Here is an 8,780-nt window from a genome sequence, read left to right on the forward strand (position 1 = left end):
GTGCCGTTGTTGGAGTCCAGGAGGAATTTTTCTTTTGTAGGGGTTTATACATGATGCCACCTCAGTTACCTGATGATTTATTGAATCCAGCTCAATCCTGGAGGAAACTCTATCGTTCTATCTCCTCATCGCCTATCCAGAACACTATCACTACGCGCCAGCGAACTGCGAGAAACAACGTAGCGCATAAAGCATAAATCTTGCCGTAACGCAGCCGACAATATCCGCGATCGCACTAACCAAAACAGCCATCGCCTACACGTTATTAGATTGTGATTTTAACACAGCTAATTTTGCTATCTACTGTCTCGTTAAATGGGGCTTTCCAGGACAAATTCCCAAGCGCGATCGCACAGATTCCCCTTCACCTTATACCTTTTCTCCGATTTGATATTTTAATTTACCGTCTCCATCGCCTTACTAACTCTAAACATTTTTTGGTTTGGTCAAGAATAGCGCGATCGCGCTACCTCAAAACATCCTCAATGTGGGCAAAAATTGTAGTTACATAAGCAGTTAAAGCCGTAACCCCCTGCTGACCTGGACAGGGTTCCAAAGCTGCAACCGCTTTTTTACGCTCTTGCAAGGCCGTCCAAATCATAAAATCACGAGTATTAATCTGATCGAGAATCTCACGAATCCGTTCTGATTCCTTCGCTAAACTAGCATCATCGATTAGTTTCTGGAGTTCATCACGCCGATTATGGGCTACGTTGAGACCGTAAATAACTGGCAATGTTATCTTACCCATTACCAAGTCACCCCTGCCAGATTGTCCCCAAATTCCTTCAAAATCATCAAACAACTGTAGAGCCAATCCAAGATGATATCCAAACCTGCGACAGGCATCAAGAAATTTTGGGTTATCAGTACCGCAAAGTCCACCAGCAGTACAGGCTAAAACAAAGGCACTAGCATTTTTGTCTTCTATCGTATGCCAGTAGTCTTCAATCGTGAGAGTTAGATTGCATAGATCCCGATCTTGACCTTTTGATAAGCGCAGTCCTGTTTGAGCAAAGTGTTGATTCATGACTCGATAAAGCTCAGGAGTCCATGCAGCTTGAGCTAGGAGTTCATTGCATAAAGCATAGAGGGCTGCACTGAAGTTAAAGCTGCGAGCCAAACCAATCGTTGCCCACAGCGCATCAGACCGATCCTGATCCTGCAAATCATCTAAGATACGCATAGCTAAACTGAGGACTACCCAAGCAGCGCTTACTGGAATCGCTTCTCGTGGATTACCGCCCACCGCCGCACAACTTGCCAACGGCAAAATTGCCAGCGCACTTAAGGGTTCATCCGTGACAGCCGTCAAAACTGAGCGAAACTCAGGCCAGTCAGATGGTGCATATTGCCGAATGTAGCTGCGTACATCTGGCAGCAGTTCTTGAAATTTCGTTAAGTCAGTAACATCTCTATCGGTTAGGCTAAAATTAGCCACTGCTATCCTCTCCGGTTGGAAACTTAATTTCTGTCAAGACTTGAGCTGGGTGAGGCTTAATCTCCAAATTCACGGAGACGGAGACTCAATAAACACTCTTATCTCCTCATCCTGCTCTGGTTGTTCTTGAATCAGTTCATGGACTTTCAGAACAGAAAAAGGCGATTTTGTATTTTCTCCTTGATCTTGTCTGAGTGCAGATAGTTCAGGTAAGTCAAAATCAATTAGTGATCCCCAATAACCTTCGAGCCATACGGCACATGAATTTACCGTTTTTGGGCAGATATCTCTCAACGTAGATAAAAGTGATATGCTCATGGCAACGTCACTAAGAGACAAAAAAATAGTGTCTTGGTCACGGTCTTGATCAGATGTCCCGATAAAGGAATTACCAAGGGCGAGTCGGTAGGAATCTTGGAAATAAATCACCACTGGAAGTCGCAGTCGTTTTCTTGAGCCAGAAGCTGTCTGCGTTTCGTTGTTGAGCCAATTGAGTAGTTGACTGGATGGCTTAATTGGCCGTCCTGGAATGAAACTAACAGAATTTGTGGGTCTCATCGGATTTGTCATAGGTGTTTCTTTGGGGTTTAATTGTGAAGTTAAAGGAATAGGGCTAGAATTGACGCTGGCAGAGGTTTGACACCCCCAGATAACCACAGCAATCAAACTAATTAAATTGCTAGCTTTCATAGTATTATTCCTTGCCTTGCTTGTGGGTATCTTTGCCCGTTACCAAAGTATTTAGAGAAACTGTGATATGCTGACAGCAATCATGTATGATAGTCATAGTCATGTCCCTTTGCTGCGGCATCAGAATGTGTCCAGAAATGAAGTTCCTTACTGCGTTTCAGTAATTCTTTTGTTTGTTTATCAGAGCGTTTCAGGGCTGCAACCTGCTTACCTTTATCAGTCAGTGTGAGACCAGCAGCAATAACAGCTTTAACATTTTGACCATCTGCAACCATGCTGTTTTTCAGTTGGATTTTTTCACGGTCTGATGTATAGGCAAAGTGATCTTCCCATGTTGTTGCAGTAGCTCTTGTTGGCCAAGGATCTGCCACAACAATGTCCGCATCAGTGTCTTCTGGTACGCCCATAAGAACAAAGTCATGGTCTAATCCCTGTTTAGAAGACCAGTGGAGCGTTTCACCTACAGCCTGAACCCGTAAGTAATCAAAAGCAACCTCAGCGTGTTCACCACAATTGCCACCATGAGCGAGATCTGCCTTAGCTGCTGTCAAGGCTTCCGGATTGGCAGCCGCAATAGGCTTCACCGAGTCAGTCAACTGCCAGAAACTCGTTGCACCCACAGCCTGAAGAACCTGAGGATCGTCACGCACAACCAACATACGGAACTGGGAGTTAAAGTTAGTTGCCTTCAATGCTTTTGTCTGATTACCTGCACCGTATAAAAACACGGATTTAGTGTGTTTAATTGCTTCTTTCGCTTTGTCAAGACGACCCATAGCTTTTGAACTGACCTGCTTTCCCGGTTTACCTGGGGCAGAATTTCCCCGCATCATGAGTCGTGCTTGTTGCAGAGGGGCAGTTTGGGTAATTTCAACCCGTTGATTAGGTTCTTGTAGTTGAGATTGATATTGATCCAGAGTTTTATTGCTGTTTACCTGCTGAAAATCTTGTAATTCTTTGCGATACAAGGCAGTATTACCTTGTTGAGAAGAAAAAATCGATTGGAGATATCCAGGTACTTTGTGGGCGGAACTCTCTGATTGAATAGATTGCTGTTCTTGCTTGGGTGAGACTGCACCGGTCTGCTGTACCACATGAGTCATTTCATGTGCCAACAAAAGTTTCCCATCGGTTGAACCGGGATTATACTTCCCTTGGTTAAAGAAAATATCCTGCCCGTGAGTAAACGCCTGAGCGCCCAACTCCTGATTCATCTGCACCGCTTCACCACCCGTATGCACCCGCACTCCACTAAAGTCAGAACCAAAACGCGGCTCCATAAACCCTCTCACGTCCTCCGATAAAGGAGAACCTCCACCCTTAGACGTATTCAAACGGCTCTCTAAATCTTCAGACGCTTCAGTTCCACCTGCTTGAAATGCCCGTTGCACTAATCCTTGCGTTTGCACCTGCTCAGATAATCGCCTCTGTACGACAGGCGTAATCGACTGTGCCAACGACTCTCTCTGAATGGGGTTATTCTCTTTTGCTAAACGCTGAACTGGAGCTGAATTGTCAGGAGGTGCTGACATAGAAACCACTTGAGCCGCCACTCGGTCAGCTTCTTGCTCGTAGGGATCTCCGGGCGCTCCGACAGTCAGTTTTGTTTGGATTGCTCCAGCCTCTGACGATATCTGCTCAATGTCTTTCCCGGCTGTGGTTGATTGTTCTTGTTGGGGAGAGGCACAATCAGCACATTGCCGTTGAATCGGGTTTTCTGGTGACACTTCAGAAGCCATTCTTACTTGGGGACTCAGGGTGTGTGCCATCACGGTGGGCATTCTCTGTCCGACGACATCAGCCACTGAAATCCTTGATTCTGACTGAGGCTGCACTGTTGGCGTTTCCGTCTCCTGGGCATCTTTGGCTTCTAGACTTCGCATCACATTCGCGGCTAGTCTATCCGCCGAGTCTCTGGAATACTCCCCTATTTCCGGCGACTGAGACGATTTCTGCTGCGGCTTGGGTTGAATCGAAAAATGCCCTAATTTAGAAGCACTCTTACTTTTTTTCTGTGCCGTCCTTGGAGTCCAAGAGGAATTTTTCTTTTGTAGAGGTTTATACATGATGCCGCCTCAGTTACCTGATGATTTATTGAATCCAGCTTAATCCTGGAGGAAACTCTATCATTCTATCTCCTCATCGCCTATCCAGAACACTATCAGTATGCACCAGCGAACTGCGAGAAACAACGTAGCGCATAAAGCATAAATCTTGCCATAACGCACTGTCATCAAGTTGGATGGGTGCGTTACTTCGTTAACGCAGCCGACAAGATCCGCGATCGCACTAACCAAAACAGCGATCGCCTACACTTGATTAGATTGTGATTTTAACACGGCTAATTTTGCTATAATGCTCTGACTATGATGAGCTAATAGTGGGAAACGCTTTTCAAGTAAATTCAATACTTGACAAATTTCGGATGCATCAGAAGTAATTGTTAATGGTATTTTACGATCTATCAAATCACCTAATATATTGAGCATAACGGTAGCTAAATCTTCATCCGCATTTTCAAAAAAAGTCAATAGCGATTTCATGGCTTCCGTGTCACCAAGCCTGTATTTAGCTGCTAATAGTTCAGCTTTAACTTCTAGGGAATCTTCTGATTCAATGTAAGTTTGAAGCTGTGGTAATAGATCGGGTTTACCTACAAGTCCGAGGGAGTTAGCCGTATATGACCGAACTGCTTCATCAGGATCTTGCATTGCTGATTTTAAAGTATCTAGAGCATCAGGATCTCCTAGATCTCCAAGCGTTTCTGCTGCTGACGCCCGAACCAGGGGAGCCGAATCGTTAAGTAACAAGGACTCGATTGAATCTCTTGCTGGTTTATAAGCAAGTATTCCCAAGGAATCTGTTGCCCCCGATCTAACCAGCTCTTTTGGATCGACTAGTAAGTTTATAAGTGCAGAACCAACAGATTCAATTTCGTTTTCTCCCAAATCACCAAGAGCTTCTGCTGCACAGAAGCGAATTCCCTCATCAGAAGAATGCAGTAATTCTAATATCACGGGGACAGCCGAATCAGCTTTCATTTTGACTAATTCCTGAAGTGCGAGAGCTTGCTCTTTAGGTTCGCCAGAAGCACACTTTTCTATTAACTTATTAATCCTAGTATCTTGCATAAAAATAACTCCTTAACTCTAACTATCGCGACTATGGCGACTGTGCCTACATCTTTTTGCTTTTTGGGTTGCTTTGATTCTGTTGATTTTGTTGGTATCTCCAGCAGCTTTAGCCTCCGCCATCAAGATAGCAAGTGCTTCACAAATATCTCCAGCTCTACCGCTACTTATGAGTTCGTTAGCTTCTGCCAATATGCCTGTATCCGCTTGATTTCCCCGAGCAGCCATTGGGAAAATATGTTCTCGAATATAATCTTCAATTTCCCTTAGCCCCTCTCTAGCCGTATCACCCGCTCTATTAAGTATATTTTCAAGGTCTTCCAGAGTACCATCAATACCTCTAGCAATAACATTACTAATCCTGCCAATTTCTTCCCAACCGCCGTTGTTCAAGTACCAAACAACAATCCCAAATCCAACAATTGTCAAACCCACAGGACCAAAAACAACAGCAGGTGCAGCCACAGCAACTCGTTGGATTACCTCAGTTTTCATCCGTGCTATTGGCTTTGAAGCAGTAGTCTGCTGCACTACATGAGTCAACTCATGCGCCAACAACTCTTGCCCATCCCGACTCCCTGGATTATATTCTCCCTGTTTAAAAAAGATATCCGGACCCGTCGTAAACGCCCGGGCATTTAAGGAGCGATTAAGCTGATCAGCATTGCTATTGTTATGCAGCCTCACGCCACTAAAATCAGCCCCAAACGCCTGTTCCATTGGCTCTCTAACGTCCTCGGAAAGCCCCTGTTCGCCACCTTTGGCTTGCTGAATACTTTGCTCAACGGAAGCATCAACCGCACCTCCACCAACACCGCCATCACGCATCACTGTTGGCTCAACGACAGGCTCTACTTTTCCTTGTACGGATTGCTGGGACGTGGGAGAATTAATCTGTTCGACGACTTTTGCCGCTACTGTATCGGCTTCCTGTTCGTACTTATTTCCTGGTTGCCCGACTGTTAACTTTCTCTGGAGTGGACTCAGGGTGTGTGGAGTCAGGGTAGGCATTCTCTGTCCGACGACATCAGCAACTGAAATCCTTGATTCTGACTGAGGCTGTACTGTTGGCGTTTCTGTATCCGCGATCGCACTAACCAAAACAGCCATCGCCTACACGTTATTAGATTGTCATTTTAACACAGCTAATTTTGCTATCTACTGTCTCGTTAAATGGGGCTTTCCAGGACAAATTCCCAAGCGCGATCGCACGGCTTCCCCTTCACCTTATACCTTTTCTCCGATTTGACGTTTTAATTTACCGTCTCCATCGCCTTACCAACTTTATAGGAGACGTCGCTTCTAGGCAAACCTCACCTGCCTGCAACTGTAATACGACCCCCACAGACTCTCCAAAGGCAGGTTGATCTGTTATTTTGGGAAAAGTCATATAAAATTCCAAAGAATCATTGGCGCTAACTTGGAAAGACTGGGGGTCTAAACTGACTTGTTCCTCTCGATCCCAGACAGTAACTGGCTGTACTAACTGACGCTCATCTCCTACCTTTAACCAAAGATGTTTCACAGAAGCTGAAAGGGGAGAATCGTCGGGGTTATTCAGTTCAAAGTGACCATGACCTATAGCTAGGTTTGACTCATAAGTGATGGTAACCGTTTGTCCAGTGAGAGTAGGAGACATAGGAGGATTCGGGTTAACGACATTGAGAAAGTAGCTGAAAAAGTGGATTAACATGTCCATTTAGAAGTATCATGTGTCACTTCGTTAACTGTCCGGATTGGACCAGGAACTTTTTCACCAATCTTTGCAGGTCGAACATAAACACTACCATCTGGGCGAAGAACCTCCACATCAGGACCAGAACCTAATCGTCCGATGATTTCCTCTCCTCCTCCTGCAACTGAAGGGTACTCAGCCGCTACAAATTCGTCTACCTTAGCTTGATCAGCATACTCCCGCCCTTGAGCATCACTGGAGCGAAGTTCAGGAAACCCAGAGAGACCCATTCCGATAGAAAATTCCTCCCCAATTCGATAAGCATAGCCTTCTACCTCTTGAGTAGTAGAGTGGGTACTAGGTTGCTTAGCATGGAGTACCTCGTGGTAAAGAGTTTCCGCAACTGCCTCGCAGGTTTCATCATTGAGAAGACCAATTTCCCTGTCAGATGTGCTTTGGTATCCTCCACCAGGAAATGGATCTACAACCCAAGATTTACCATCCCACTTCTCGTCATCCCAGAAGATACTATCAAAGGATTTGACAGTATAGGAACTCAGTACATCAACCGTGTGAGGACTCCAAGGACAGAGAATATCCTTTACGCAAGACCAATTCCACGTAGCTCTTAATTTAGCCTTAGCCGGAAGAGTCACAGGTGGGAAACGAGCATCAAGAGCAGCCATTGTTTTCGGACCAACCAGTCCATCGGGTACAAGACCTTTGCCTTTTTGAAATTGACGAACTGCGGCATCAGTTTCTGCGCCAAATTCCCCGTCTGCTCCAAATTTTGGCAGGGGGATGCCGATGTCGTATAAAGCTTGCTGGATAGCTTGCACACCTCGACCAGAGGAGCCTTTCTTAATCAGGGTTTCGTCATCGTATGCTTCCTCCAAATCCAGCAATTTGGAGAAACGAGGAGAGGTTAAGTCATGTCCATCCCCTAGAGTTCTTTGCAAAGTTTGTTTTTGACCAACTCCCTGCTGAACTACATGAGTTAATTCATGTGCCAATAACTCTTGCCCATCCCGACTTCCTGGATTATATTCCCCCTGCTTAAAAAAGATATCCGGACCCGTCGTAAACGCGCGGGCATTTAAGGAGTGATTAAGCTGATCAGCATTGCTATTGTTATGCACCCTCACGCCACTAAAATCCGCCCCAAACGCCTGCTCCATTGGCTCTCTAACGTCCTCTGAAAGCCCCTGTCCACCACCTTTGGCTTGTTGAATACCTTGCTCAATAGAAGCATCAACCGCACCTCCACCAACTCCACCATCACGCATCACTGTCGGCTCAACGACAGGCTCTACTTTTCCTTGTACGGATTGCTGGGACGTGGGAGAATTAATCTGTTCGACAACTTTTGCCGCTACTGTGTCGGCTTCCTGTTCGTACTTATCCCCCGGTTGCCCGACTGTTAACTTTCTCTGGAGTGGACTCAGGGTGTGTGGCGTCAGGGTGGGCATTTTCTGTCCGACGACATCAGCAACTGAAATCCCTGATTCGGACTTAGGCTGCACTGTTGGCGTTTCCGTCTCCTGGGAACCCTTGGTTTCTAGACTTCGCATCACATTCGCGGCTAGTCTATCCGCCGAGTCTCTGGAATACTCCCCTATTTCCTGCGACTGAGACGATTTCTGATTTGGCTTGGGTTGAATCGAAAAATGCCCTAATTTAGACGGACTCTTGCTCTTTTTCTGTGCCGTTGTTGGAGTCCAGGAGGAATTTTTCTTTTGTAGGGGTTTATACATGATGCCACCTCAGTTACCTGATGATTTATTGAATCCAGCTCAATCCTGGAGGAAACTCTATCGTTCTATCTCCTCATCGCCTATCCAGA

8 protein-coding genes are annotated in these 8,780 nt (G+C 45.7%); 1 reads left to right on the plus strand and 7 read right to left on the minus strand.

The genetic code is table 11. From position 1 onward, the window contains the following. Positions 1-197: hypothetical protein (locus RIB93_RS33715; RefSeq protein ID WP_446379879.1), on the plus strand; the 197-nt coding region annotated here is incomplete at its 5' end. 269 nt (positions 198-466) lie between these two features. On the opposite strand, the gene RIB93_RS33720 is transcribed toward RIB93_RS33715, so the two are convergent. From RIB93_RS33720 to RIB93_RS33750, 7 genes are all read right to left on the minus strand, one after another. Further along, complete coding sequence (locus RIB93_RS33720; protein WP_446379881.1) at positions 467-1,441, minus strand: polyprenyl synthetase family protein; 975 nt, start codon at positions 1,439-1,441, stop codon at positions 467-469. Between the two features lie 69 nt (positions 1,442-1,510). Beyond that, the gene (locus RIB93_RS33725) at positions 1,511-2,131 is read right to left on the minus strand and encodes a hypothetical protein (RefSeq protein ID WP_446379883.1); all 621 of its coding nucleotides are present in this window, start codon (positions 2,129-2,131) and stop codon (positions 1,511-1,513) included. A gap of 80 nt (positions 2,132-2,211) precedes the next feature. Further along, on the minus strand, positions 2,212-4,197 hold the full coding sequence (locus RIB93_RS33730; RefSeq protein ID WP_446379885.1) for an eCIS core domain-containing protein: 1,986 nt from the start codon (positions 4,195-4,197) through the stop codon (positions 2,212-2,214). A gap of 243 nt (positions 4,198-4,440) precedes the next feature. After that, positions 4,441-5,262, minus strand: a complete 822-nt coding sequence (locus tag RIB93_RS33735; RefSeq protein WP_446379887.1) for a HEAT repeat domain-containing protein — start codon at positions 5,260-5,262, stop codon at positions 4,441-4,443. An 18-nt stretch (positions 5,263-5,280) separates the two neighbouring features. Then, a complete protein-coding gene (locus RIB93_RS33740) occupies positions 5,281-6,372 on the minus strand; it encodes an eCIS core domain-containing protein (RefSeq protein ID WP_446379889.1) in 1,092 nt (363 codons plus the stop codon). Between the two features lie 148 nt (positions 6,373-6,520). Next, positions 6,521-6,901 carry a hypothetical protein gene (locus RIB93_RS33745; RefSeq protein ID WP_446358707.1) on the minus strand — a complete coding sequence of 127 codons (381 nt, stop codon included), beginning with the start codon at positions 6,899-6,901 and terminating at the stop codon, positions 6,521-6,523. Between the two features lie 47 nt (positions 6,902-6,948). Then, the gene (locus RIB93_RS33750; RefSeq protein WP_446379891.1) at positions 6,949-8,691 is read right to left on the minus strand and encodes an eCIS core domain-containing protein; all 1,743 of its coding nucleotides are present in this window, start codon (positions 8,689-8,691) and stop codon (positions 6,949-6,951) included. Positions 8,692-8,780 lie beyond the last annotated feature (89 nt).

Source organism: Coleofasciculus sp. D1-CHI-01, assembly GCF_040218875.1.
Taxonomy (GTDB): domain Bacteria; phylum Cyanobacteriota; class Cyanobacteriia; order Cyanobacteriales; family Coleofasciculaceae; genus Coleofasciculus.